The organism is Arcobacter lacus (assembly GCF_003063295.1).
In the GTDB taxonomy this organism is placed as follows: Bacteria; Campylobacterota; Campylobacteria; order Campylobacterales; family Arcobacteraceae; genus Aliarcobacter; species Aliarcobacter lacus.
In genome coordinates this window covers 309,314-334,796 of sequence record NZ_MUXF01000001.1, presented here as the reverse complement: position 1 = coordinate 334,796, position 25,483 = coordinate 309,314, and the positions used below count along the sequence as shown (strand labels likewise).

The 25,483-nt window shown below is 26.9% G+C and carries 23 protein-coding genes; 17 read left to right on the top strand and 6 right to left on the bottom strand.

Features of this window, described 5'->3' with window-relative positions; translation table 11 throughout:
• Nucleotides 1-6: 6 nt before the first annotated feature.
• From B0175_RS01730 to B0175_RS01710, 5 genes are read left to right on the top strand one after another with little or no spacing between them, the layout of a single operon-like run.
• A complete protein-coding gene (locus B0175_RS01730) occupies nt 7-1,710 on the top strand; it encodes a proline--tRNA ligase (RefSeq protein ID WP_108527003.1) in 1,704 nt (567 codons plus the stop codon).
• A gap of 11 nt (nt 1,711-1,721) precedes the next feature.
• Complete coding sequence (locus B0175_RS01725) at nt 1,722-2,612, top strand: mechanosensitive ion channel family protein (RefSeq protein WP_108527002.1); 891 nt, start codon at nt 1,722-1,724, stop codon at nt 2,610-2,612.
• Nucleotides 2,551-3,798, top strand: coding sequence for a CCA tRNA nucleotidyltransferase (locus B0175_RS01720; RefSeq protein ID WP_228156048.1), 1,248 nt, complete (start codon nt 2,551-2,553; stop codon nt 3,796-3,798). Before B0175_RS01725 ends, B0175_RS01720 begins: the two co-directional genes overlap by 62 nt.
• Before the next feature lie 55 nt (nt 3,799-3,853).
• Nucleotides 3,854-4,294, top strand: coding sequence for a DUF3015 family protein (locus B0175_RS01715; RefSeq protein ID WP_108527001.1), 441 nt, complete (start codon nt 3,854-3,856; stop codon nt 4,292-4,294).
• Entirely contained in the window at nt 4,278-6,077 is a 1,800-nt protein-coding gene (locus B0175_RS01710) for an Lnb N-terminal periplasmic domain-containing protein (RefSeq protein WP_108527000.1), read from the top strand. Before B0175_RS01715 ends, B0175_RS01710 begins: the two co-directional genes overlap by 17 nt.
• 9 nt (nt 6,078-6,086) lie before the next feature.
• On the opposite strand, the gene B0175_RS01705 is transcribed toward B0175_RS01710, so the two are convergent.
• Nucleotides 6,087-7,319, bottom strand: coding sequence for an apolipoprotein N-acyltransferase (locus B0175_RS01705; RefSeq protein WP_108526999.1), 1,233 nt, complete (start codon nt 7,317-7,319; stop codon nt 6,087-6,089).
• A gap of 28 nt (nt 7,320-7,347) precedes the next feature.
• Between B0175_RS01705 and yajC the strand changes: the two genes are divergently transcribed.
• The 4 genes from yajC to B0175_RS01685 all read left to right on the top strand — a co-directional run bounded on the left by yajC (nt 7,348) and on the right by B0175_RS01685 (nt 10,460).
• On the top strand, nt 7,348-7,611 hold the full coding sequence (gene yajC / locus B0175_RS01700) for a preprotein translocase subunit YajC (protein ID WP_004510454.1): 264 nt from the start codon (nt 7,348-7,350) through the stop codon (nt 7,609-7,611).
• A 66-nt stretch (nt 7,612-7,677) separates the two neighbouring features.
• On the top strand, nt 7,678-9,243 hold the full coding sequence (gene secD, locus B0175_RS01695; protein ID WP_108526998.1) for a protein translocase subunit SecD: 1,566 nt from the start codon (nt 7,678-7,680) through the stop codon (nt 9,241-9,243).
• Complete coding sequence (gene secF, locus B0175_RS01690; RefSeq protein ID WP_108526997.1) at nt 9,243-10,211, top strand: protein translocase subunit SecF; 969 nt, start codon at nt 9,243-9,245, stop codon at nt 10,209-10,211. Before secD ends, secF begins: the two co-directional genes overlap by 1 nt.
• Nucleotides 10,212-10,280: 69 nt before the next feature.
• Complete coding sequence (locus tag B0175_RS01685) at nt 10,281-10,460, top strand: hypothetical protein (RefSeq protein WP_108526996.1); 180 nt, start codon at nt 10,281-10,283, stop codon at nt 10,458-10,460.
• Here the strand turns inward: B0175_RS01685 and B0175_RS01680 are convergent.
• Genes B0175_RS01680 through motA form a run of 3 tightly spaced genes read right to left on the bottom strand, consistent with a single transcriptional unit; the run spans nt 10,453 to nt 12,380 of the window.
• Nucleotides 10,453-10,857 (bottom strand): hypothetical protein, encoded by a 405-nt coding sequence (locus B0175_RS01680; protein ID WP_108526995.1) that lies wholly within the window; start codon nt 10,855-10,857, stop codon nt 10,453-10,455. The genes B0175_RS01685 and B0175_RS01680 overlap by 8 nt on opposite strands.
• Before the next feature lie 5 nt (nt 10,858-10,862).
• Entirely contained in the window at nt 10,863-11,618 is a 756-nt protein-coding gene (motB, locus tag B0175_RS01675; RefSeq protein ID WP_108526994.1) for a flagellar motor protein MotB, read from the bottom strand.
• A gap of 3 nt (nt 11,619-11,621) precedes the next feature.
• Entirely contained in the window at nt 11,622-12,380 is a 759-nt protein-coding gene (motA, locus tag B0175_RS01670) for a flagellar motor stator protein MotA (RefSeq protein WP_108526993.1), read from the bottom strand.
• 146 nt (nt 12,381-12,526) lie between these two features.
• Here motA and B0175_RS01665 point away from each other — a divergent pair, with 146 nt between their 5' ends.
• From B0175_RS01665 to B0175_RS01645, 5 genes are read left to right on the top strand one after another with little or no spacing between them, the layout of a single operon-like run.
• Nucleotides 12,527-12,871 carry a DUF6394 family protein gene (locus B0175_RS01665; protein ID WP_108526992.1) on the top strand — a complete coding sequence of 115 codons (345 nt, stop codon included), beginning with the start codon at nt 12,527-12,529 and terminating at the stop codon, nt 12,869-12,871.
• A complete protein-coding gene (gene leuS, locus B0175_RS01660) occupies nt 12,871-15,336 on the top strand; it encodes a leucine--tRNA ligase (RefSeq protein WP_108526991.1) in 2,466 nt (821 codons plus the stop codon). The genes B0175_RS01665 and leuS overlap by 1 nt, the downstream gene beginning before the upstream one ends.
• A gap of 2 nt (nt 15,337-15,338) precedes the next feature.
• On the top strand, nt 15,339-15,863 hold the full coding sequence (gene lptE / locus B0175_RS01655) for an LPS assembly lipoprotein LptE (protein WP_108526990.1): 525 nt from the start codon (nt 15,339-15,341) through the stop codon (nt 15,861-15,863).
• A 2-nt stretch (nt 15,864-15,865) separates the two neighbouring features.
• A complete protein-coding gene (locus tag B0175_RS01650) occupies nt 15,866-17,038 on the top strand; it encodes a folylpolyglutamate synthase/dihydrofolate synthase family protein (protein WP_108526989.1) in 1,173 nt (390 codons plus the stop codon).
• A complete protein-coding gene (locus B0175_RS01645) occupies nt 17,022-19,145 on the top strand; it encodes a DEAD/DEAH box helicase (RefSeq protein ID WP_228156047.1) in 2,124 nt (707 codons plus the stop codon). The genes B0175_RS01650 and B0175_RS01645 overlap by 17 nt, the downstream gene beginning before the upstream one ends.
• Here the strand turns inward: B0175_RS01645 and B0175_RS01640 are convergent, their stop codons facing one another.
• Nucleotides 19,146-20,849, bottom strand: coding sequence for a GNAT family N-acyltransferase (locus B0175_RS01640; protein ID WP_108526987.1), 1,704 nt, complete (start codon nt 20,847-20,849; stop codon nt 19,146-19,148). It lies immediately after the preceding gene.
• Between the two features lie 115 nt (nt 20,850-20,964).
• Here B0175_RS01640 and B0175_RS01635 point away from each other — a divergent pair, with 115 nt between their 5' ends.
• On the top strand, nt 20,965-21,672 hold the full coding sequence (locus tag B0175_RS01635; RefSeq protein ID WP_108526986.1) for a DUF445 domain-containing protein: 708 nt from the start codon (nt 20,965-20,967) through the stop codon (nt 21,670-21,672).
• 17 nt (nt 21,673-21,689) lie between these two features.
• On the opposite strand, the gene B0175_RS01630 is transcribed toward B0175_RS01635, so the two are convergent.
• Nucleotides 21,690-22,067 carry a hypothetical protein gene (locus B0175_RS01630; RefSeq protein ID WP_108526985.1) on the bottom strand — a complete coding sequence of 126 codons (378 nt, stop codon included), beginning with the start codon at nt 22,065-22,067 and terminating at the stop codon, nt 21,690-21,692.
• A 119-nt stretch (nt 22,068-22,186) separates the two neighbouring features.
• Here B0175_RS01630 and B0175_RS01625 point away from each other — a divergent pair, with 119 nt between their 5' ends.
• Nucleotides 22,187-22,492: a hypothetical protein gene (locus B0175_RS01625; protein ID WP_004510470.1), complete on the top strand. Its 306-nt coding sequence runs from the start codon at nt 22,187-22,189 to the stop codon at nt 22,490-22,492.
• A complete protein-coding gene (mfd, locus tag B0175_RS01620) occupies nt 22,492-25,479 on the top strand; it encodes a transcription-repair coupling factor (protein ID WP_108526984.1) in 2,988 nt (995 codons plus the stop codon). Before B0175_RS01625 ends, mfd begins: the two co-directional genes overlap by 1 nt.
• Nucleotides 25,480-25,483: the final 4 nt, after the last annotated feature.

Sequence of the window (25,483 nt, the reverse complement as noted above, 5' to 3'; positions counted from 1 at the left end):
TAGTAAATGAAATTTAGTAAAATGTTTATTCCAACAACAAAAGAGACTCCAAATGATGCAACACTTCCATCTCATCAATATTTAGTAAGAGGTGGATTTATAGCTCAAACTGGAGCTGGAATTTATGATTTTATGCCTTTAGGAAAAATTGTTTTAGAAAAAATTAGAGCTATTGTAAAAGAAGAGATGGATGAAGCTGGTGCAAACGAAGTTCAATTTGGTTTTGTTACACCACTAACTTTGTGGCAAGAATCAGGACGAGCTACAACTATGGGAGCAGAAATGCTTCGATTTAAAGATAGAAAAAATGGTGAGTTTGTATTAAGTCCAACAAATGAAGAAGCTGTTGTAAATATGGTAAAAAATAGAATCACTTCATACAAAGATTTACCACTTCATCTTTATCAAATAAATACAAAATTTAGAGATGAAGCAAGACCTAGATTTGGTCTTATGAGAGGAAGAGAATTTTTAATGAAAGATGGATACTCTTTTCACTCAAGCGAAGAGGATTTAGTAAGAGAATTCAATCTTATGGAAGCAACTTATAAAAAAATCTATACAAAATTAGGTTTAGATTTTAGAGTTGTTGCAGCTGATTCAGGAGCAATTGGTGGAAGTGGTTCAAAAGAGTTTCACGTAATTGCTGATAGTGGAGAAGATACTTTAGTTGTTTGTGATTCTTGTGATTATGGAGCTAATATTGAAGCAGCGACAAGAAAACCTAAAAAATCAGAAAAACTTGAAACAATAGCTATTGAAAAAATTGAAACTCCAAATTGTAAAACAATTGAAGAAGTAAGCACTTTTTTAAATGCAGATTCATACTATTCAATGAAAGCTGTAATAAAAAAAGCAGTTTATGAAAATAGAAAAGACATTGTTGTTTTTTTTGTAAGAGGAGTAGATGAACTTGAAGAAACAAAAGCTTGTAATGCAGTTGGTGCTTTAGAGTTAGAAGATGCTACAGAAGAGGAAATCATTAATGTTGGTTTAGTTCCTGGATATTGTGGAATAGTAGGACTAAAAGATTATACTGTAGTAATCGATAATGAATTAAAAGAAGACAATAATCTAGTTTGTGGTGCAAATGAAGAAAACTATCATCTAAAAGGTGTTAATTTAACTTCAATGGAAGATTTGAATTTTGCAGATTTAGTTGCAGTTCAAGAGGGTGATATTTGTGCTTGTTGTGGTGGAAAGTTATCTTATACAAAAGGAATTGAAGCTGGACATATTTTCCAACTTGGAACTAAATATTCAAGTGCTATGAATGCAAATTTCTTAGATGAAAATGGAAAAGCAAAACCATTTATTATGGGATGTTATGGAATTGGAGTTTCAAGACTTGTTGCTGCTGTAATTGAGCAAAACCATGATGATAAAGGTTGTATTTGGACAAAAGCAACAGCTCCTTTTATGGTTGACATTATTGTTTCTAATTCAAAAAAAGAAGAAGAATCAAAAGTTGGAGAAGAACTTTACTCTAAATTAAAACAAGCTGGACTTAGTACAATTTTAGACGATAGAATAAATGCTAGATTTGGTTTTAAAATGAGTGATTTTGAACTTTTAGGTTTTCCATATGCAGTTGTAATTGGTAAAAAATTAGAAGATGGTTTAGTTGAAATTGTAGATAGAAAAACTTTAGAAAAAATTGATGTAAAAGTAGATGAAGTTATTTCTAAAATCTTAGAATTAGTTAAATAAAAGAGGCTTTTATGGAAATAGAAAAAGAGATAAGTAAAACAATAGAAAAATCAATAGAAAAAAATGTTGATGTCATCACAAGAGATTTGAAGTCATATATTCCAAATAACATTGTAGAAGTTATAGCAAGTCATGTTTTTTCATTTATTGTTGCTTTATTAATATTTTTTATTGGAAAATGGATTGTAAATAAGATAGTTGCTATTTTAGGAAAAGTTTTAAGAAGAATAAATGGAATCGATGAAACTTTAGTAAAATTTCTAGAAAATATCGTTTATTATGCTTTATTAACAGTTGTTATAATAGCAGCTTTAAATAAATTAGGAATTGCTACAACTTCATTTTTAGCAATACTTGGAGCAGCTGGTCTTGCTATTGGTTTAGCATTAAAAGACTCTTTAGGAAACTTTGCTTCAGGAGTTATGATAGTTATATTCAAACCTTTTAAAGTTGGAGATAATGTAATTGCAAGTGGAGTTACTGGAATTGTTACTGAAGTTACTATTTTTAATACAGTTTTTTTAACAGCAGATAATCAAAAGATTATTGTTCCAAATAGTTCTATTACTGCTGGAAGTATTACAAATGTAAATGCAAATGATACAAGAAGAGTTGATATAATTGTTGGAATTTCTTATGAAGATAATATAAAACATGCAAAAGAAGTTTTAGCAAATATTATAAATGAAAATTCAAAAGTTTTAAAAGATAAAGCAGTTGGAATTAATGTAACAGAACTTGCTGATAGTTCTGTAAATCTTACAATAAATGTTTGGGTTAAATCTTCTGATTTTGCAAGTACTAAAGCTGAACTTTTAGAAAGTATTAAAACAACATTTGATGAGATTGGTATTTCCATTCCTTATCCAAAACAAGAGGTTTATCAATATAATAAAAATTAATTTACCAAAAATATTAATTAGAATTTTAAACGATTTACAGGAGTTAGGTTCAAAGCCTATTCTTGTTGGTGGTTGTGTACGAGATAGCTTTTTAAACAAAAAAATTAAAGATTATGATGTAGAGATTTTTAATTTTGACTCTTTAGAAATATTAGAAAAATCATTAAAAGAATTTGGAAATGTCAACCTTGTTGGAAAAAGTTTTGGAGTTTTGACTTTAAAAATTGATGAATATGATTTTGATTTTTCTCTTCCTAGAATTGAAAAAAAAGTAGGGAATTCTCATACTGATTTTGAAGTTTCTACTAATGCAAATTTATCTTTTAAAGAAGCCGCAATAAGACGAGATTTCACTATAAATGCAATAGGATATGACTATTTTAAAAATGAGATTTTAGATCCTTTTGGTGGAATGAATGATTTAAAAAATAAAATTATAAAACACATAGATGATAAAACGTTTGTAGAAGATAGTTTAAGAGTTTATAGAAGTGTACAATTTGCTTCAAGATTTGAATTTAAAATAGATGAAAATACAAAAATACTTTGCAAAAAAATAGTATCAAGTGGTGAATTAAAATTTTTACCAAAAGAGAGAATTTTTGAAGAGTTAAAAAAACTTTTTTTAAAATCAAAAAAACCTTCATTTGGTTTGAATCTTTTAAAAGAGTTTAATATTATGAATATTGAACAAAACTTAGAAGAGATTGATAATTTAGCTTTTATTTTAAAAGATAAAAATTATGATGATTTTAGAAAATTGTATCTATTTTATAGTTGTTTATGTAAAGGGATGAATGAAGATGAAACTTTTTCTTTTATAAAAAATTTAACTGATGATAAAAAGTTTATAAAAAATATTTTGATTTTGAATGAAACAAATTTAACAAATGATATAAAAATATTAAAAAGACTCTCTTTAAAATTGAAACTTGAAGATTTAATAGTATTAAATCAAGCTTTTAAAAATCAAATTTCATTAAAAATTCTTGAAATATTAAAAAATTTAGATATTTTAAATACTCCTATAAAGCCCTTAATTCTAGGAAAAGATTTAATAAAATTAGGATTTGTTCCTTCTGAAAAATTTAAAAAAATTTTAGATTTTGCTTTTGATTTACAAATTGAAGATAATTTATCAAAAAGTAACATAATAGAAGAAATAAGTAAACAGTTTAGTATTTAAGCCTATTTATAAATGAAATTGTATATCATTAATGACTTTCAAAAAAGGAGAATTTATGAAAAAACTTGTTACTTTAGTAGCAGCAGTTGGTCTTACGACTTCGCTTTATGCAAATAATACAAATACTGGTTGTGGACTTGGTTCAATTATTCTTAAAAATCAAAACACTACAGTATTACAAGTTTTAGCTGCAACTACAAATGGAACTTCTGGAACACAAACTTTTGGTATTTCAAGTGGTACTTCAAATTGTAATAAACCAAATAACTTTGTATCAAATGACAAATTAAATCAATTCGTAAATGAAAACATGGATGAATTAGCTATGGATATTTCAGCTGGACATGGTGAAACTTTAAGTACAGTTGCAAAACTTATGAATGTTGAAGATACAAATGCATTTTCAGCTAAATTACAAGCTAATTTCTCAGAAATTTACTCTAGTGAAAATGTAACTTCTGCAAATGTAATTGATTCAATTGCAAAATACATCTAATTTTATAGAAAGAGGAATTAAGTATTTTATACTTATTTCTCTTTTTTTCTCAGCTTCAAACTCTTTAGAACTAAAAAATTATATCGAAGAACATAAACTTTATGAAAATTCTTATTGGGCAAAATTATTGCACTACAGAAATGGTATTAGTGAAATAGATTCAACTAACTTTTTTATATCAAATAATGGAAAAGAAGATTTAAAAGAAGAGTTATTTGAAACTATAAATTCTTTGGAAACTGGAACAAATAATGTTTTATGTAGATTTCCTTTAAGAGTAGAGTGGCTAAAAGAAAATATTCCAACTTTAGAAGAAAAAATAGTTCCATATTCTTGTGAAGAGTTAGACAAGTTTTTGGAACTGACAGATGCAAAATATGTAACTATCGTTTTCCCTACTGCTCATATAAATTCACCAGCTTCTATGTATGGACACACTTTTTTGAAAGTTGGAGCAGATAAAGAAACACCACTTATTTCAAATGCTATAAATTATGCAGCAAAAACAGATGAAAAAAATGGTTTGATTTTTGCTTATAATGGACTATTTGGTGGATATGAAGGAAGATATTCAATAATGCCATATTATGAAAAGATAAAAGAGTATAACAACCTTGAACAAAGAGATGTTTGGGAGTATGATTTAAACTTATCTCAAGAAGAGATAAATAAACTTGTTCTTCATACTTGGGAACTAAAAGATTCTTATGCAAATTACTATTTTTTCAAAGAAAATTGTTCATATAATGTTTTATGGTTATTGGAAATTGCAAGACCAAGTTTAGATTTAGTTAGTTATTTTGATTTTAAAGCAATTCCACTTGATACTATAAAAATATTAACAAAATATGATGGTTTGATAGTTGATTCAAGATATAGATACTCAAATTTGAAAAAGATGAAACATATTTTAAATGAAGAGATAGAAAATAAAGAGTTTTTAAAAGCTTATATAAGTGATGAAATAGAACTACCAGATAGTTTAAGTCAAAGTGATAAAATCTCATATTTAGATTTTAAGATTGCTTATACTCAATATCAACGTTCAGAAGATGGAACTGAAAAAAAAGAGTATATAAAAAACTATTTAAAACTTTTAAAAGAGCGAAGTGCTTATAAACAAACAAGAACTTATAACATAAAATCACCTCTTGATCCACTTATTTCTCATGATTCTGCTAGAATTGGTTTATTTTATGATTCAAATGATAGTTTTGAAGCAAGTATAAAACCAGCATACAATGATATGTATGATATTGTTGATGGATATTTACAAGGTGCATATATTGATTTTTTTGAATTAAATTTTAAAAAACAAAAAGATAAAGATGTGAAACTTGATAGATTTACACTTTTAAAAATAAAGTCATACTCTCCACAAGATATGATATTTAAACCAATTTCTTGGGGAATTGATGTTGGTTATGAACATTTTAAAGATGAAGAAGATTATTTTAAAGTAAAACCAGAAGTGGGAATTAGCTTTGGAAATGATAAAGATTTTATCTACTCAATGCTAGGTTCAAATATCTATTATAAAGGGAATGACCAATTATATTCAGCTGGAGTAAATATTGGATTTATTACAAATAGGATTGAAAACTTCAATATTGGAGTAAATTACACTTACGATAAATATAATAAAAGCTTAGAAAACAATCAATTTGAAGCTTTTACTACTTATAAAATGCATAGAAATTTAGCTTTAAATTTAAAATATATAAATGATGATTTATATGAAAAACAAGATAGAGTAAAAGTAGGAGTTATGTTCTACTTTTAAACTCAGTACTTATGGACGATAGATTTTATTAGGACTTCCATTTACTATATGAAAAACTGTAACTTGATATTTTTTTGAATAATATTTTAAAAGCAAATCTTGCAGTGTTGGCTCAATCGAAGGTGTAAACCAAGCATTATTTGAAGTCATTATTATATATCTTGTATCACCTAAATTTTCATAGATTGTATCAGTTGTTCCTTCATAACAAATAGCATTTCTATATTTTTCACCTAAAACTACAAAATCAGTTGGTTCTGAAGCTTCTGTATAATCTTGCGCACCGTTATAAAAAGTTTTATTTATCAAATCAACAAAATATTTAGGAAGTGGAATTTTTTCACCAAAAGGAACAAGCACAACTTTTTGAGCGATTTTTACTTCACCATTGCTTATATGATAAGTGGCATTAAATATTTGATTATTTTCAACATATAAAGCACCTGTAATTATATCGATACTAAAAGATAGATTTTTTAACTCATTTAGTAAAACAATATTTCTATTTAATGCAGTTGAAAAAGCAGTTTCAGGTAATATTACTAAATCTTTTTTTAAATCTATTGCTTTGTGTATTTCCTCAATATTTTTTGCATTTAACTCTTTTTGGTACTCTTTTTGCCATTTTAAATCTTGATTTATATACATTTGTGGCATATAAATTTTTGCTTTTGGAGTATCTATATAAGTTCCCTTTCCAAAGTCAAAAATAAATAAAAGAGGAATAATTCCTAAAAGTTTATGTTTTTTTAGTTTAATAATAAAATAAAAAGAGATAAGTATCAAAGCAAAAGCTATTTTTGAAGTGCTTATATAAGAATCTATAAATAACAATTCAAATTTCATCCAATTAAAGCCAAAAGGAGCAAAAAAGGTAAATCCAAAAACCATCAATATTCTAATAGTAAGTTTGTCTATAAAGGCAAATAAATAAAAAATTATTCCATAAACTAAACCAATTCCAAGGATTAAAACAGGAGTTAAATATTTCAAATCGTAGTATTGTAAACTAACACTCATCCAATTACACCATAAAATACCAGTAAAAAATCCTGCTATAAATAGAGCTTTTTTAGGAATTGTAAGTAAAAAGTATATACCTAAAAGACCAATTAATGTATTGATAATCTTTATTTCAATATCAAAATAACTTAAGTAAATAAACAAACTTAATAAAATTGCAGTGAACAAGCCTTTTATTATAAAGTTTTGGATAAAATATTCCCGTTTTAGCAAAAACATAATAAACCACTTTTAAAAAGGAAATTAGATGAATGATTTAGTAAGTTCATTGTTACCTCTTGTTGCATTGTTTGCTATTTTTTATTTTTTAATAATTAGACCACAACAAAAACAAGCGAAAGCTCATAGAGATATGGTTGCTAATTTAAAAAAAGGTGATAAGATTGTAACAAATGGTGGCTTAATGGTAGAAGTTGTTAAAGTAGAAGAGACATATTTTCTAGTAAAAAATAACGATGGAAGTGAGATGAAGCTAATAAAAGAGTTTGTAGCAAAACTTTTAGAAGACTAAACTTTCTAAGATATGTATTCTTTACATATCTTAAAGCACCTTTTTAACCTGATTTAAGGAAAAAAATTGAAAATTTTTAATTATAAACTCGTAATTTTTCTTATTAGTATTATTTTTGGTATTGCATTGTCAATTCCATCTTTATTTCAAACAGAACACGGTAAAAAAATATCTTTAGGATTAGACCTTCAAGGTGGTTTACATTTACTTTTAGGTGTAAATACTCACGAAGCGGTAACTTCAAAAATAAAATCAGTAGCAACATCAATAAAATATTTTTCAGATGATGAAGAACTTTTAATTGATGGATTAACTATTTCAAATGATATTATCACTTTTTCTGTTTTAGATAAAGATGAAATACCTAAAATGGATACTATGTTAAAAGAAATAAATGGATTGGATATTTCAATAAATGATTTAGAATATCACATAAAACTAACTAAAGAAGATGAAATCAAGACAAAAGATTTTGCTGTTTCTCAAGCTGTTGAAACTATTAGAAATAGACTTGACCAATTTGGTTTGTCTGAACCAACAGTTTTGAGACAAGGTGAAACAGATATTGTTGTTCAACTTCCAGGAATAAAAACAGCAGAAGAAGAAAAATCTGCACGTGAACTTATTTCTAAACCTGCAAATTTGGAATTAATGGCAGTTGATGAAGATAGAGCAAGTCAAGTACATAGTATGACATCTTCTCAAGCAGCAGCTTATGGTGATTTGATTTTAGAAGATACTAATAATCCAAATGTTAAATATCTTGTAAAAGAGATACCTATTTTAAATGGTAGTCAAATTGTTGATGCACATGTTTCATTTAGTCAACAAAATCAACCTGTGATTGGATTTACACTAAATTCAGCTGGTGCAAGAATTTTTGGAGATTTTACTGCAAAAAATGTAGGTAAAAGATTGGCTATTGTACTTGATGGAAAAGTTTATTCTGCTCCAAATATCAATGAAAGAATTGGTGGAGGAACAGGGCAAATTTCTGGTGGATTTACAGTTGCTGAAGCTGGAAATGTTGCAATTGCTTTAAAAAGTGGAGCACTTCCTGCAAGTGTAACATTACTAGAAAAAAGAAGTGTTGGACCATCTTTAGGAGCTGATTCAATAAAAGCTTCTATGTTAGCATTAGTTTCTGGTACAGTTTTGATTTTTCTATTTATGATAGCTTATTATAGAAGAGCAGGGCTTATTGCAAATGTTGCTTTAGTTGCAAATATTTTCATTATTATTGGAGTAATTGCTCTATTTGGTGCGACTTTAACACTTCCTGGAATGGCTGGAATTATTCTTACAATTGGTATGGCAATTGATGCAAATGTTATTATTAATGAAAGAATTAGAGAAGTTTTAAGGACAGGTGCAACAATACCAAAAGCTATTGAAGATGGATATTCTAATGCAATGAGGGCGATTGTTGATGCAAATATTACAACTTTATTAGTTGCTATGGTTTTATATGCTTATGGAACAGGACCAATTAAAGGTTTTGCTGTAACTATTGCTATTGGTATTTTAACTTCAATGTTAACATCAATTTTAGGAACACAAGGTATTTATCAAGCAATATTACCAAAAATTGTAAAAGATAAAGACCATAAAAAATGGTTTGGAGTTAAATAATGGAAATTTTTAATCAGAAAAAAATCTATGATTTTATGGGTAAAAAGTGGCCTTTCTTGATTTTCTCAACTATTTTGATGATTATTTCATTAGTATTAGTTTTTACAAGAGGTTTTAACTTTGGTATTGATTTTGTTGGTGGAACAATTGTTCAAGTAAAATATGATCAAACTGCACCTATTGAAAAAATAAGAGAAGTTTTAAAAGATACAAAATATGCAAGTGCAGTTGTAACAGAGTTTGGTTCAGCTGAAGAATTAACAATCAGAATTACGGGTACTAGTTCGGATTTAAGTCATGATATTAGTGATGAAATGAATAAAATTCTAGTTCCAACAGGAAATTTCGAGATTAGAAAAATTGATATGGTTGGTTCAAAAGTAGGTGCTGAACTTAGAGAAAAAGGTGTTACATCTTTAATTTTAGCTTTAGCAGCAATATTGATATATATTGGTTGGAGATTTGAGTGGAGATTTGCTATTGCATCTATTTTAGGTCTTATTCATGATATCATCATTACTTTAGGACTTTTAAGTTTATTTAAAGTAGATATTAACTTAGATATGATTGCTGCCCTTTTAACTCTAATTGGATACACGATAAATGATACAATTATTGTTAATGATAGAATTAGAGAACAAGTTCAAATAACAAAAGAAAAAGATTTAGATAAAATTATTAATGAATCAGTTAGTAGAACTTTATCAAGAACTATTTTAACGTCACTTTCAACTTTATTTGTTGTAACAACGATGCTTATTTTTGGTGGTGAAATTATTTATGCATTTTCATTTACTTTATTTGTGGGAATTATAATTGGAACATATTCATCTATTTATTTCGTTTCAAGTTTCCTAAAATTCTTTGGTTTCTCTGTTGATGATTATAGAAATAAAGAAGCAGAAAAAATAAAAAGAAAAAAAGATAAAGAAAAACTTCGTTCAATGTATGAACAAGGAACAATTTAACATATTAAAAAAGTATAAAGCATCCAAAGAGGAAAGTCTTTGAGTGCTTGAAACAAGGGTTAGAAATTTATGAAATCTAGTAAAGTATTAATAGGTATTACAGTTGTACTTTTAATTCTTTTGGCTACTATTATTTTTAAAATAATTGATAGCAATAAAAAAGTCGAAGAAGAAATAGTGGAGAATAAAGAAACACAACAAAGTTCTATAAAAGATAGAAGAAACGCTTTAAAAGAAGTCTTTAAATAGACTTTCTATACAGCAATAAAAAGAAAAAATATGCACCTAAAAAGCTTAATGGTGCATATACATAATTTTGAATTAAGTTTGTAGTTGATAAATAAGCAACAAAATTTAAAAGAAATATAAATATCATAATCTTTAGTAAGCCATCCAAATATTTTTCCAAAGAATCAATTTTTAGAATTTCTAATTTTGTTAAAACTACAACTAAAAAAAATAGATTAACTATTATTGAAAAAAAAGATAGTTCAAAGTTTTTATTTTCCATTATATTTAATGATTGTACAACTATTGAACCAATTATAACAGCTATTGAACCATATTTTGCAAGAAACTCTAAATCAAGAAATTTTTTTAAACAACATTTTGACTTTGGCCAAAGAATTCTTCTTTTCTCTTTCATAATTATTACTGTTGCCCATTATCTTTCATGTTGTTAAATATTGTTTCTAAATCTACATTACCTTCTTCTACTTTTTGCATTGTTTGTAATTCAAATACAACAACTTTTTTATCTTTTAAATTTCCAGATTTATTTGAGCCATAGCCACTTGAATATAATCTATTGCTAGGAATATTATATTTTAAAAGTTCTCTAATAACATTGTTTGCACGTGCAGTTGATAAATCTAAAGCATCTCTATATCGAGATTTATTAACTTCACTATCATCAGCATAACCTTTTACATTTATTTCTGTGTCACTTGGCATTGCAGAAATAAGTTGTGCTAATTTTTTTAGAAAATCTGCTGAATCATTACCTGTTAATTCCGCTTTTCCTGATTCAAATACTAAGTGAGCAGGAACACTCATAAAAGTTCCATCAGATAACTCTAATAAATTTCCTCCCTTTGCATTTTTATTTTCTAATTCATTTTGTTTAGAAAGAGGTGGAACAATAGGTTTTCTTCCTTCATCAGGTTCATTTGTAGGATCAGTTGTCATTGATTTTTCTGTTTCTTCTTGTTCTTTTATAGTATCAGAAGCTGCAAAATTATATATTTTCATAAATTCTTCTTTTAGTGCTCTTTGTTTCTCAACATTTACTGAAGCAAGTGCATAAAGTGCAATAAATAAAGCTAGTAATAAACTAAGAAAGTCTGCATAAGGAACTGCCCATTTTTCACCTGCTGGACATTCACATTTACATTTCTTTTTTGCCATGTATTAAACTTTTAATGGCATTGCTGTTACCATTTTTGTTAATTTTAGTTTCAATTCACCTGGTGCATCACCTCTAGCCATACCTTTTGCTGCAGCCAAAATTAATTGTTGTTCTTTTACTATAACGTGACCTTTTGCTTTCATTTTTAATCCCCAAGGACCTAAAAACATATATGAACCAGCAATCCCCGTAACAGTTGCTGTAAATGCTCCTGCAATTCCTGCTGCCATTTCTGCTGGATTATCTAATTTTTGTAAAGCTAAAATAAGTCCTAAAACGGCTCCAACAAGTCCCATTGTAGGACATGTTTCTCCAGCAAGCAACCAGTAATGAGATGCACTGTGATAATAGTGCTCTGTTTCTTCTATAACTGGTTCTAAAGATTCTTCAATTTGTTCTTCTTTTGAACCATCAATAACCATACTCAAAGCTTCTTTTAAAAATTCATGTTCTATTACTTGAACATCTTTTTCTAAAGCAAGAACACCTTGTTTCTTAACAGTAATTGCATATTCGACTAATTCATCAATTCTAGCTTCAAAATTTATAGGCAACTTTTTAAATATCATCTTAAATTCTTTAAAAGCTGCAGATATTGCATGTGACTCAGTCGCTGTTACAGCAGATAACATAGCTGTTGGAATAACAATAAGAAAAGATGAAAAATGAAGAACGTGAAGAGGATTTCCTCCCTCCATTAAGTCACCAATTGAAATAGAAGCAACCGCACCAATCATACCTATAAGTACTGATAAATCCATAAAATATCCTGATAATTTTTTGTATATTATATTATCTAATAATTATTAAAAATTTGCTGTAATATTATTAGTGATAAATGAAAAGCAATTTTTTAACATTTTTTAGTTATCATCTTAACTTTGATAAAAAATAAAAAAGGATAAAAATGGACTGGGGTAAGGTAATATATATTTTCTTTTCACTAATGTCTTTGACTACGACAGCAGGTTTTTTATATGAGCCAAATGCAATAGCTTTATTTATTGCGGCAAGTGTAAATGTGATTTCAACAATATTAAAACTAGGTGTTAAAAATTTACTTGCAGCTGAGTTATTAGCTAGTTCTTTAGTTGCAGATTTACACTTAATTCCATCATTCTTTGTACTTACTTTTACAAACAATTTACCTTTGGCTATATCATTAGCAATTGGAGCTATAGTAGCAAATATTTTTTCAATAGCTCTTGCTTTAATTGAAAGTGCAAAAAGTCAAGATAAGGAAGATTTTTAATGGAATATATTTCAAAAGATATTGAAAAAAAATGGCAAAATTTTTGGAGTGAGAATCAATCTTTTGAGCCAAGCAGTAGTAAAACAAAAGAGAAAAAATATATTTTAAGTATGTTTCCATATCCAAGTGGTAGAATCCATATGGGACATGTTAGAAACTATTGTATTGGTGATGCTTTTGCAAGACATTTTAGAAAATCAGATTTTAATGTTTTACACCCAATTGGTTGGGATAGTTTTGGAATGCCAGCAGAAAATGCAGCAATAAAACATAAACTTCATCCTAAAAAATGGACTTATGAAAATATTGATTATATGAGAGATGAATTAAAATCTTTAGGTTTATCTTTTTCAAAAAATAGAGAGTTTGCAACTAGTGATGAGCTTTATACAAAATGGGAACAAGAATTTATTATTAAAATGTATGAAGCAGGAATCATTTATAGAAAATCTGCAACTGTAAATTGGTGTCCTCATGATCAAACAGTTTTAGCAAATGAACAACTTGAAGAAGGATGTTGTTGGAGATGTGGAACTGAAGTTGTACAAAAAGAGATGCCAGGATATTATATTGGTATTACAAAATATGCACAAGAGTTACTTGATGATTTAGAAAAATTAAAAGAAGATTGGCCTTCTCAAGTTTTAACAATGCAAGAAAATTGGATTGGAAGAAGTGAAGGTTTAGAGTTTAAATTTGATTTATCAAAAGAATCAAAAGCAAAATTAGAAAGAGCTTTTACAAAATATTTTGTATTTACAACAAGACCTGATACAATTTATGGAGTTTCTTATTCTGCACTTGCTCCTGAACATCCAATAGTTAAATATATAGTTGAAAAAAATCTTTTACCTGAGAAAAAAATAAAAGCTATAAAAGCTATGCAAAAAATTCCAGAAAGAGATAGAGCAACTCAAGAAAAAGAAGGAATTGATTTAGAAATTGAAGTAATGCATCCATTAACAGGAAAAACTATTCCTGTTTGGGTTGCAAACTTTGTATTAAGTTCTTATGGTGGAGGTGCTGTTATGGCAGTTCCAGCACATGATCAAAGAGATTTTGAATTTGCAAAAAAATATGATTTACCAATAAAACAAGTTATTGTTGGACCAGATGGAATTATTGAAAATCAAACAGAAGCTTATACAGCAGAAGGAAGATTAATAGAGAGTGAAAATTTTACTGGAGTTACAAATACTGAAGCTAAAAAAGCAATAATTTATCATTTTGAACAAAATTCTTTTGGGATTAAAAAAGTAAATTATAAGTTAAGAGATTGGGGTGTTTCAAGACAAAGATATTGGGGAGCACCAATTCCATTTATTCATTGTGAAAAATGTGGTTTAGTTCCTGAAAAAATTGAAAATCTTCCAGTTGCATTACCTGAAGATGTTGAAATTACAGGAGAAGGAAATCCTTTAGATACTCATCCAACTTGGAAACATTGTACTTGTCCAAAATGTGGAGAAAAAGCTACTAGAGAAACTGATACTTTAGATACTTTTGTTCAATCATCTTGGTATTTTTTAAGATATGCAACTGATAATAAAAAATGGAATGAAGTTGGAATATCAAAAGAAGATAGTGATTATTGGATGGATGTTGATCAATATATTGGTGGAATTGAACATGCGATTTTACACCTTTTATATGCAAGATTTTTTACAAAAGTTTTAAGAGATTTAGGATATACAAATTCAAGTGAACCATTTAAAAAACTTCTTACTCAAGGAATGGTTTTAAAAGATGGTGCAAAAATGTCAAAATCAAAAGGAAATGTAGTTGATCCTGATTTGATTATTGACAAATATGGTGCAGATACTGCAAGATTATTTATTCTTTTTGCTGCTCCTCCAACAAAAGAGTTAGAGTGGAATGATAGTGCTGTTGAAGGTGCTTTTAGATTTATAAAAAAATTCTTTGAAAGAGCAGAAAATGTAAATCAAAATGGATTAGATAATTTTAAATCAATAGACCATTCAGCTTTAAGTAAAGAAGAAAAAGAAGCAAGAAAAAAAGTATATGAGGCATTATTAAAATCAAATGAAGTATTTACAAAAACTTATACTTTTAATACTTTAATAGCTTCTTGTATGGAAGCTTTAAATGCGCTTCAAACTCAAAAAAATGATAGTATTTGGGCAGAAGGTTATTATATTTTAACAAATATTTTAGAACCAATTATTCCTCATGCTTGTTGGGAATTATCAAAAAAACTGTTTGATTTGAAAAATTTTGATGGAAAAATTGAACTAAAAGAAGAAGTTTTTGCACTTGAATCAATAGTTTTAGCAGTAACAGTAAATGGTAAAAAAAGATGTGAGATTGAAGTTGCTCCAGATACTTCAAAAGATGAAATTTTAGTAAAAGCAAAAATTGCTTCTGCAAAATGGTTAGAAAATAGTGAAATTTTAAAAGAGATTGTTGTTCCAAATAAACTTGTGAACTTTGTAATAAAAGGATAGATATGTTTCATACAAAAAAAGTTTTATTAACTATTTTTTCTGTAAGTTTGGCTTTCTTATTTGTCGCTTGTGGATATAAACCATCAACTTATTATGCAAAAAAAGAGATGGCTGGAAATGTTTATGTAAAACTTGATGTTAGTTTAGAAGATCCTAAAAACTCTGTTTTAGTGAAAGATGCTGTTACAAAAATTTTGATTCAAAAACTTGATTCAAATATGGTAAATAATGAAAATGATGCTGATGTAATTATGAATTTGGGAATAAATTCTGTTAGAATGAGTGCATTACAGTATGATGCTAAAGGGTATAATAAACTATATAAAGCAGAAGTTTTCATAAAAGTTGATTATTATAGAAAAGAAAATGGAATAAAAAAATCATTTACAGTTGACGGAGAATATGACTTTGCTGTTGACATAGGTGGAACAATCACTGATGCAAATAGATATGATGCTATTACTAAAGCTTCTGACCAAGCTGTAAGTGAAATCGTATCAAGAATTGCAGTACAATCTTTTAAATAGATATGAAACTTGATTTAAAAAAAGTAAATTTAGAAGAGTTTTTAAAATATAAAACTCTTTATTATGACAAGATAGATTTTACGATAGTAAGGTCTTCTTGGAATAAACTTTCAACGAAAATAAAACTTCCTTTTGTAATTCATATTGTTGGAACAAATGGAAAAGGAAGTACTGGACGATTTTTAGCTCATTATTTACACAAAAAATATTTCAAAGTTTTACACTATAGTTCTCCTCATATTTTAAAATTCAATGAAAGAATTTGGATAAATGGAAATGATGTTAGTGATGAAAATTTGGAAATTGCTCACAAATTTTTACAAGAGTTATTTGAAATAGAACTTTTAGAAAAATTAACATATTTTGAATATACAACACTATTGGCTTTTTATTTATCAAAAGATTTTGATTATTTAGTTTTAGAAGCTGGACTTGGTGGAGAATTTGATGCTACAAATGTTGTAGAAAATAATCTTTCACTAATTACAACTATTGGACTTGACCATCAAAGCTTTTTAGGGAATACAGTTGAAGAAATAGCCTCAACTAAAATGCGTTCAGCTGATAACAAAATGCTTATTGGTTATCAAGTTTTTCCTGAAGTTTTAGAAACAGCATATAAAGTAAAAGAGCAAATAAAAGAACAAAGAAACAAAGATATAAAAATCATTGAAGTTAAAGAGTTTGATAAATATGAATTAAATCCTAAATTTGCAACTTTTCTAAAAAGAAATCTGCATTTAGTAATCGCTTGTTTAAATGAATTGAAAATTGAACTTGATTTAAAACTTTTTGATGATACACCACTTTTTGGAAGATGCCAAAAAGTTTTAAAAAATGTAACTGTTGATGTTGGACATAATCCACTTGCTGCATTAGTTTTAGCAAATGAGTTTAAAAATAAAAAAGTAAATCTTATTTATAACTCTTACAAAGATAAAGATTATGAAACTGTTTTAAAAATATTAAAACCTATAATTAAAACAATTACAATAATAGAACTTGAAGATAAAAGAATAGTAGAAAAAGAAGAGTTAGAAAAACTAATAAAACAATTAGAATTAGCAAATAATAAGACAATAAAAATAGAAAAAAATGAAGAGTATTTAGTATTTGGTTCATTTTTAGTTGTTGAAAAATTTTTAACTTTGATTGGTTATGATGCAAACTCTTGAAAAAAGATTAGAAGAACTATATATTCAAAAAACTAAAATTGAAGAAGAGATAGCTTTTCTAACAAATCAGATAAAAGAAAAAGCTACTTCAAATCAAAAAAAGAGTTTTTCTAAAAATGAAAAGATTGAACTTTTTAAATCATTATTTGTTGCAAGATTTGATATTTATGCAAAAAAATGGGTTAGTCGTGATGGTTCAAAACAAGGATTCTTTCCTGTAACAAAGACTTTTCAAGGGGAAGATTATACTCCTTTAACAAATTATGAAATAGAAGAGCATTTAAGAGGAAATCTTTTTTTAGCAAGTTATTGTATAAATCAAAAAAATATGTCTAAATTTGTAGTTTTCGAAATAGCTGATGAAGATAAATTTAAACTACAAATCGCTCTAAACTCTTTAAATATAAAAGCATATTATGAACTTAGCTCTTATAATTCACTTTTTGTTTGGGTATTTTTTGAAGAAGAAATCTCTTCAAAAATAGCTTTTAATTTTGCTTTATATCTTTTGAAAAAAGCAAATATTAGTGCAAAAACTTATCCAAATAAAGAGTTTGCTACAAAAGAAAATTTGGGAAATTGTATAGAACTGCCACTTCATTTAAAACATAGAGATAAAAATAGAACAGTTTTTATTGATATGAATACAAATAAAATTTATGAAGACCAATGGAGTGTTTTAGCAAATGTTTCAAAGGTTTCAAAACAAACAATTTCTAATTTTGCTGACGTTCCAAACTCAACAAATATACAAAAAGATTTAAAAAAGATTGAATTTCCACTTGAAAAAATCGAAATTATTTTAGAAGATTATATCTATATTCCAACTTTAAATTTATCAAAATCACTAATAAGTAAATTAAAATCATTTGCAACTTTTGAAAATCCTCAAATAAAAGTTTTATTAAGTTTGCGAAAACCACTTTTTAATACTCCAAAATATATTAGGTCTTTTGAAGAGAATGAAAATTTTTTGATGCTTCCAAGAGGATTAAAAGAGACTTTAATAGATTTTTTTAATGTTAATGCAGTTTCATACTCTTTTGTTGATAAAAGAGTTTTAAATAAAATCCAGACTAAAACAGTAACTTTTAACTTACGCCCAGAACAAAATGAAGCAATAAAAGAGATTAAAAAATCTGATTACTCTATTTGTGTTGCACCTCCTGGATTTGGAAAAACTCTGCTTGGAGCAAAAATATTTGAAATAAGAGCTTGTACAACATTAATCGTTGTAAATAAAAATATGCTTTTAAATCAGTGGATTGAAAGATTTGTGGATTATTTTGGATACAACAAAAAAGATATTGGATATTTAGGAAAAGGATTTAATAAATTAAATGGTCAAATTGATGTTGCAACTATGCAAAGTTTGAAAAATGACCCAAAAATTATAGAAAACTACTCTTTTGTAATAGTTGATGAGTGCCATCATATTCCTGCACTTACTTTTGAACAAATTATAAAAAGTTTTAAAGGTAAATACATTTTAGGACTTAGTGCAACTCCAAATAGAAAAGATGAACTTCAACCAATTTTATTTCAACAGTTAGGTGAAATATCTTATGAGTATAAAAAGAAAAAAACACATACAAATAAACTACAAATAATCAGAACGCAATTTGTAAGTAATGCAGATAACTATGCAACTATTATAAATGAACTTTGTATTGATGAAGATAGAAATAATTTAATAGTTGACATAATAAAGAAAAATATAGATAGAAAGATTTTACTTTTAACAGACAGAATAGAACATATAAATGTTTTAGAAAATTTGTTGCAAAAAGAGAATATTGATTATATAAGTGTTCATGGAAGTTTAAATAAAAAAGAGCAAGTTGAAAATATGAATTTAGTAAAAACTAAATCCCTTATTCTTGCAACAACTTCTTATTTTGGTGAGGGAATAGATTTTCCACACTTAAATACTATTCTTTTTGCAACACCAATCTCTTATTATGGAAGATTGATTCAATATTTAGGAAGAATTGGAAGAGGAAATCAAGAGTGTTTGGCAATTGATTTTCTTGATTCAAAAAATGCGATGTTAAACTCTGCTTACAAAAAAAGGCTTGAAGGTTACAAACAAATGCATTATAGATAATCACATATATCTTTGTTTCATGCTATCTTTGATTTTATCAATTTCTACTAAAATAAAACTATCAATACAGTCACCAAAATTTTTATCAATATTAAAATCTAAAAATTTTACACCATCATCAAGTGTTAGTTCACTATATTGTTTGTATAAAGTTGGAACATTTACACCAATATTTGATAAAGCAATTTTTAGAGATTTAAAATCTCGTTTTTTATCTTCAAGAGTAAAAAACTCTTTTATATCATGGATATGACTTGAATAAGAAAATGGAGTTCTAGCTTCAACCAAGTTTTTTTCACTTGAATAATAGTAGTTATAATAAAAAACCAACATATCTTTTGCAATTGCTGGAAAAGCACCACTAATTGAAACTGGACCAAACATATATTTTATATTTGGATTTGCTTTTACATAAGCTCCAATTCCATACCAAAGATAATCTAAGGCTCTTGTTCCCCAATATTTTGGTTGTACAAAACTTCGTCCAAGTTCAATAGAGTTTTGTAAATAGAACATAAATTCATCATTAAATTGAAATAAAGTATTAGAATAAAACCCTTTCGTTCCAAACTCTTTAAATATCATATCAGACTTTCCTATTCTATAAGCTCCTACAATTTCCAACTCATTTTTATCGTATAAAATTATATGTTGATAATAAACATCGTATTTATCAATATCTCTTTTTTTATTTACACCTTCTCCAACTTTTCTAAAAGATATCTCTCTTAATCTTCCAAGCTCTTTTAATACAATAGAATCTTCTACATAATCATATAAATATATTTTTTTCCCATCATTTGTTTGTCCTAAAAGTGGAGACTTTTTTAGTTCATTGTATAAATCAATTTTGCTAACTGGATGTGCTATTGCACTTTGTGTTTCAAAAAATGATTTTTTTCCTTTTTTTAGTGCATAAAGATGTTTTTTATATAAATTTACTAAAAAATCTTTATTTAAACCTTTTGGAGTTATGTTTTCACTTGGGATTATTTGTCCAATTTTTATATTTATATTTTTTGATTTTTTATTAAACATCTCATTTGATAATAAAAGTGTTGAAAAAGTTTTGTTTATAAGTGAAATAGTATAAAAAGTTTTAGAGTTTTTTGCATCTAAAAATATTGGTAAAATCGCAGAATTGCTATTTTTTGCAAAATTTAAAAAACCTTTATTCCAAGCTGGATCTTTTACACCTTTTGGTGTTGCACGACTTACTTCTCCTGCTGGAAAAATGATGATAGCTTCTTCATTTTTTAAAGCTTCATATATCTTTTTTATACTCTCTTTTGATTGTCTATCTTTGAAATTATCAAGTGGAATCATAAGAGAGTGTAAAGCTTCAAATCCAACTAAAAAGTCATTTGCCAAAATCTTTACATCTTTTCTTATTTGACCAACAAGTTTTAATAAACATAAAGCATCAAGTCCACCTAATGGATGATTTGCAATTATTATAACTTTTCCTGTTGATGGAATATTTTGTAAATCATTACTAGAAACTGTGTAATCAAAATCAAAATAGTCTAAAACAGCATCTACAAAATCAAAACCTTTTAAATGAGAGTTTTGTGATAAAAACTGATTTATAGAATCTTCATGAACTATTTTTTTTGCTATTTTTAATAACGATTTTTTAAGAACATTTTCTTTCTCTTTTATTTTTGGAAACTTTTTTTCTATCTCTTTTTGTATATCAATCATTTATATCTCCTAAATTAGAGAATTTTAAGAAATTAAAGTTACAAAGTAGTTACAAGAAAACAAAAAAACTTTTTAAAAAAAATATGATAAAATCTTATTTTTATAGGGAGATATTATGAATAAGGGTGATATTACAAACTTAATAGCTGTTTTAGTTATGGCTTATGGTTATTCAAATGGGAATAATCTTGTTTTTATGGTTGGACTTTTTGCTTTAAGTGGCGCAGTTACAAATTCACTTGCTATTTATATGTTATTTGAAAAAATCCCTTTTTTATACGGAAGTGGTGTAATAGAGAGCAAATTCACAGCTTTTAAAATATCTATTCATGATTTGATAATGAATCAATTTTTTACAAAAGAGAACTTAGCAAAATTTTTTGAAGAGGAAGTTCAAAATAGTAAAAATAGTATTGATTTTGAAAAAATATTAAATCAAGTTGATTTTACTCCAGCATTTTACTCTTTAAAAGAATCTGTTGTTGAATCTCCTTTTGGTGGAATGTTAGCTATGTTTGGAGGTGCTAGCGCTCTTGAACCGCTAAAAGAACCTTTTATAAATAAACTACAAATTTCAATGATAGAGATATCAAATTCACCATCATTTTTAACTATTGTAAATGAAGTAATAAAATCAAAAAACTTCAATGATGAAATATATGAAAAAATTAGCAAAATTGTAAATACAAGACTAGAAGAGTTAACTCCTAAAATGGTAAAAGAGATAGTTCAAAATATGATAAAAGAACATTTAAGTTGGCTTGTACTTTGGGGTGCAGTTTTTGGTGGATTGTTCGGACTTATTGGTATGTTAATATCGTAATAGATTTAAAAAATCTGTTACGAATAAAACTCAAAAGAGGTTTGTTTTTGTTGAATCTCTTCTTTTTTCTCTTTTTGAATATCTTTTATATCTTCCATATGAGTAGTTTTTCTCAAAAAGTCTAAATCTTTTTTTAAAGATATTATTTCTTTTTCTAAGCTTTTTCTTTCTTCTATTAGAAGTAATTTTTCAGCATTTAAAGTATTTTTTTCATTTTTTAAATGGTTTCTTTCTTCTCTTAATTCAGTTTTTTCTTTCTCTATTATTTCTATCATAGATTTTAAATTTGTGATTTCTAAGTTTAAAAGATCATCTCTTTTTTGTAAAATTGCAACTTCTTTTTTCAGTGCATCAGACTCTTTCATAGCAATTTTACTTAGTAGTTCATAATTCATAAAAAATCCCTCTAAAAAAATTAGTAAAATATTATATTATAAAAATAGCAATAATATAGTAATAAATGGATAAAAGTTTATATATGTTAGAATTTGCGAAAAATTTTTAGGCAATATTTATGAATGGAATCGAAGTTTTAATTTTATTAGATGTAGTTGAGTTAGAAGATAAAGAAAAATTTGAAAAACACTTAAAAAAAGAGGGTTTTAAAAATGTAGAAGGAGAAGAGTTTGTTTATACAGGACACTCGACAACAACTACTTTTTCAACAAAAGCTTATATTTTAGAAGTATTTAAAAAAGGTCTTCAAAAAACAAATTTTAAAAGTGCAAATTTGATTTTTTTATTAAATGAAACACCATACCCAGCATATTATTATGATAAAAATACAAATGAATTTGAGTTAGTAGAAGTAGAAAAATAGTGAAAAATATTTATGAATTTTTAAAAAATTTAAAAGATGAAAAAAGATTAAAAGAGTGTCAGCTTTTAATCGTAAATGATGACAGACAAGCTCAAATAGCTTCTGATATAGTTTCTTACTTAGGATTTAAACCTTTTTTATTAGCTGATTTTAGAGCAAATTTTGGAGATGACTTACTTTCCTTTAGTGAAGAACTACATGAAATAACTAAAACTTTAGGTGATTTTTATTCATACAAAAAACAAGATAAAATCCTAATCTCTCCAATAAGAACAATCTCTTATCCTCTTCCAAAAGAAAAATGTTTTGAAAGTTTTACTATAAATTTTGCAGATAGATTAAATCTTGAAGAGTTAAAAAGTAAACTATACAATTGGGGATACTATTTTGTAGATATTGTTACAAGTGAAGGTGAAGTTTCACTTCGTGGTGATATTTTAGATATTTGTCCTTTAGGAAGTGATTTTGGATATAGAGTAAGTTTGTTTGATGATGAGGTTGAAAGTATCAGAAAGTTTGATATTGAAGACCAAAAATCTTCAAAAGAAGAGATTGAAAGCTTTTCTATAAATCCAGCTTTTCTTGCTCTTGATGAAGCAACTTTTGAAGAGATAAATGAACAAATTCAAACTGTTTCAAGTGATGCTTTTATCAAAGATATTCACTCTTTAGGATTTTGGTATTTAGGAGAACTTGGAGAGTATTTACCTCAAAAAATGAGTTCATTTATCACTCAAGATGCTTTAGATGAGCTTGAAGAAGTTTATGTTTTTGAAGAAAAAAGAGTAAATAAAGATAAGTTTTTACTTACACCTCAGATTTACAATAGCAAAAATTATCAAGAGATAAATCCAGCAAATGTAAAAGAGTTTATCTCTTTTCATAATGATAAAAAAATCACAATAATTAGTGGAAGTGAAGCAAAAGTAAAAGGTTATGATTTAGATTTAAGTGATAAAAATATTAATTATGTTTTTGAAAACTATATTTTAAATTTAGTTTCAGATGACGAAGTAATAATCTCTTTAAATAAAGAAGTAAAAAAACGAAGAAAGAAAAAAGTAAAACTTGTTCTTGATGAGTTACAATATAATGATTTTGTGGTACATGAAAAATATGGAATTGGTCAATATAAAGGAATTGAACCAGTTACTGTAATGGGTGCAAAAAGAGATTTTGTAATTATTCAATATCAAGGAGAAGATAAACTTTTAGTTCCTGTTGAAAATCTTGATTTAATAGATAGATATGTTGCTGATGGAAGTTCTTATGCTGTTGTTGATAAGCTTGGAAAAGGAAGTTTTGCAAAACTAAAAGAGAAAGTAAAAGATAAACTTTTTGCTATTGCAAATGATATTATCAAACTAGCAGCTGCAAGGGAACTTGTAAATGGTATTAAAATCAATACAGATAAAAAAGTTCTTGAAGATTTCCAAAAAAGTGCAGGTTTTGAATATACAAAAGACCAAAAAAGAAGTATCAAAGAGATTTTTGATGATTTAAGTAGCGGTCGAGTTATGGATAGACTTCTTTCAGGTGATGTTGGTTTTGGAAAAACAGAAGTTGCTATGAATGCTTTATTGGCAGTTATTTTAGACGGTTATCAAACTATATTTGTATGTCCGACAACACTTTTGGCAACTCAACACTATCATAGTATTCAAAAAAGACTTGAAAGTTTTGGAATAAGAGTTGCTAAGCTTGATGGAAAAACAACAGCCAAAGAAAAAACAAGTATCAAAAAAGGTTTAGAAAATGGTGATATAAAACTTGTTATTGGAACACACTCTTTACTTGATATAAAAACTTCTAATTTAGCTTTAGTTATCATCGATGAAGAGCATAAATTTGGAGTAAAACAAAAAGAGAAATTAAAACAATTAAGAGAAGATGTACATATTTTTTCTATGAGTGCAACTCCAATTCCAAGAACTTTAAACTTAGCTTTATCAAAACTAAAAGGTATGAGTTCACTTCTTACGCCTCCTAGTGAAAGATTGGGAGTGAGAACTTATGTAAAAGAGTACAGCGAAAAACTAATCAAAGAGATAATTTTAAGAGAAAAAAGAAGAGGTGGACAACTATTTTATGTTCACAACAACATAGCATCAATTGAAGCAAAGAAAAAAGATATAGAAGCTATTGTTCCAAATATCAAAATAGATATTATTCACTCTCAAATAAAACCAGAACAGGCTGAAAAAATCATAGAAGCCTTTGAAAACAAAGAGTTTGATATTTTACTTGCAACTTCTATTGTTGAATCAGGAATTCACTTACCAAATGCAAACTCTATTATAATTGATGGTGCAGATAGATTTGGAATTGCTGATTTACATCAACTTCGAGGTCGAGTTGGACGAAGTAATAAAGAGGGATATTGTTATTATGTAGTTGAAGATAAAAAATCAATTACAGATGATGCTGTAAAAAGACTTGTTGCTTTAGAGTCAAACTCATATTTAGGAAGTGGAACTGCTTTAGCTCATCAAGATTTAGAAATCAGAGGTGGTGGAAATATCATAGGTGAAGCACAAAGTGGACATATCAAACAAATAGGTTATGGTTTATATCTTAAAATGTTGGAAGATACTCTTGCAACTTTAAGTGGTGATGAAAAAAGTGAAAAGAAAACAGTTGATATAAAACTAGCTATTTCAGCATATATAAGTGATGAATACATTAGTGAAGATAGAGTTAGACTTGAACTTTATAGAAGATTAAGTAAAGCAAGTGATATTCAAGAAGTTTATAGTATCGAAGAAGAGATGGAAGATAGATTTGGAAAGCCTGATATTGTTACAAAACAGTTTATTGAGTTGATTATCATAAAAATTTTAGCTTTAAAACTTGGAATTCAAACTATTAGTTCTTATGAGATGAATATTACATTTACAAAAGCTGATGATACAAAAGAGAGTATAAAATCACCATCAAAAGATGATGATGATATTATAAATACAACTTTAAGATATTTGAGAAAATAAAAGA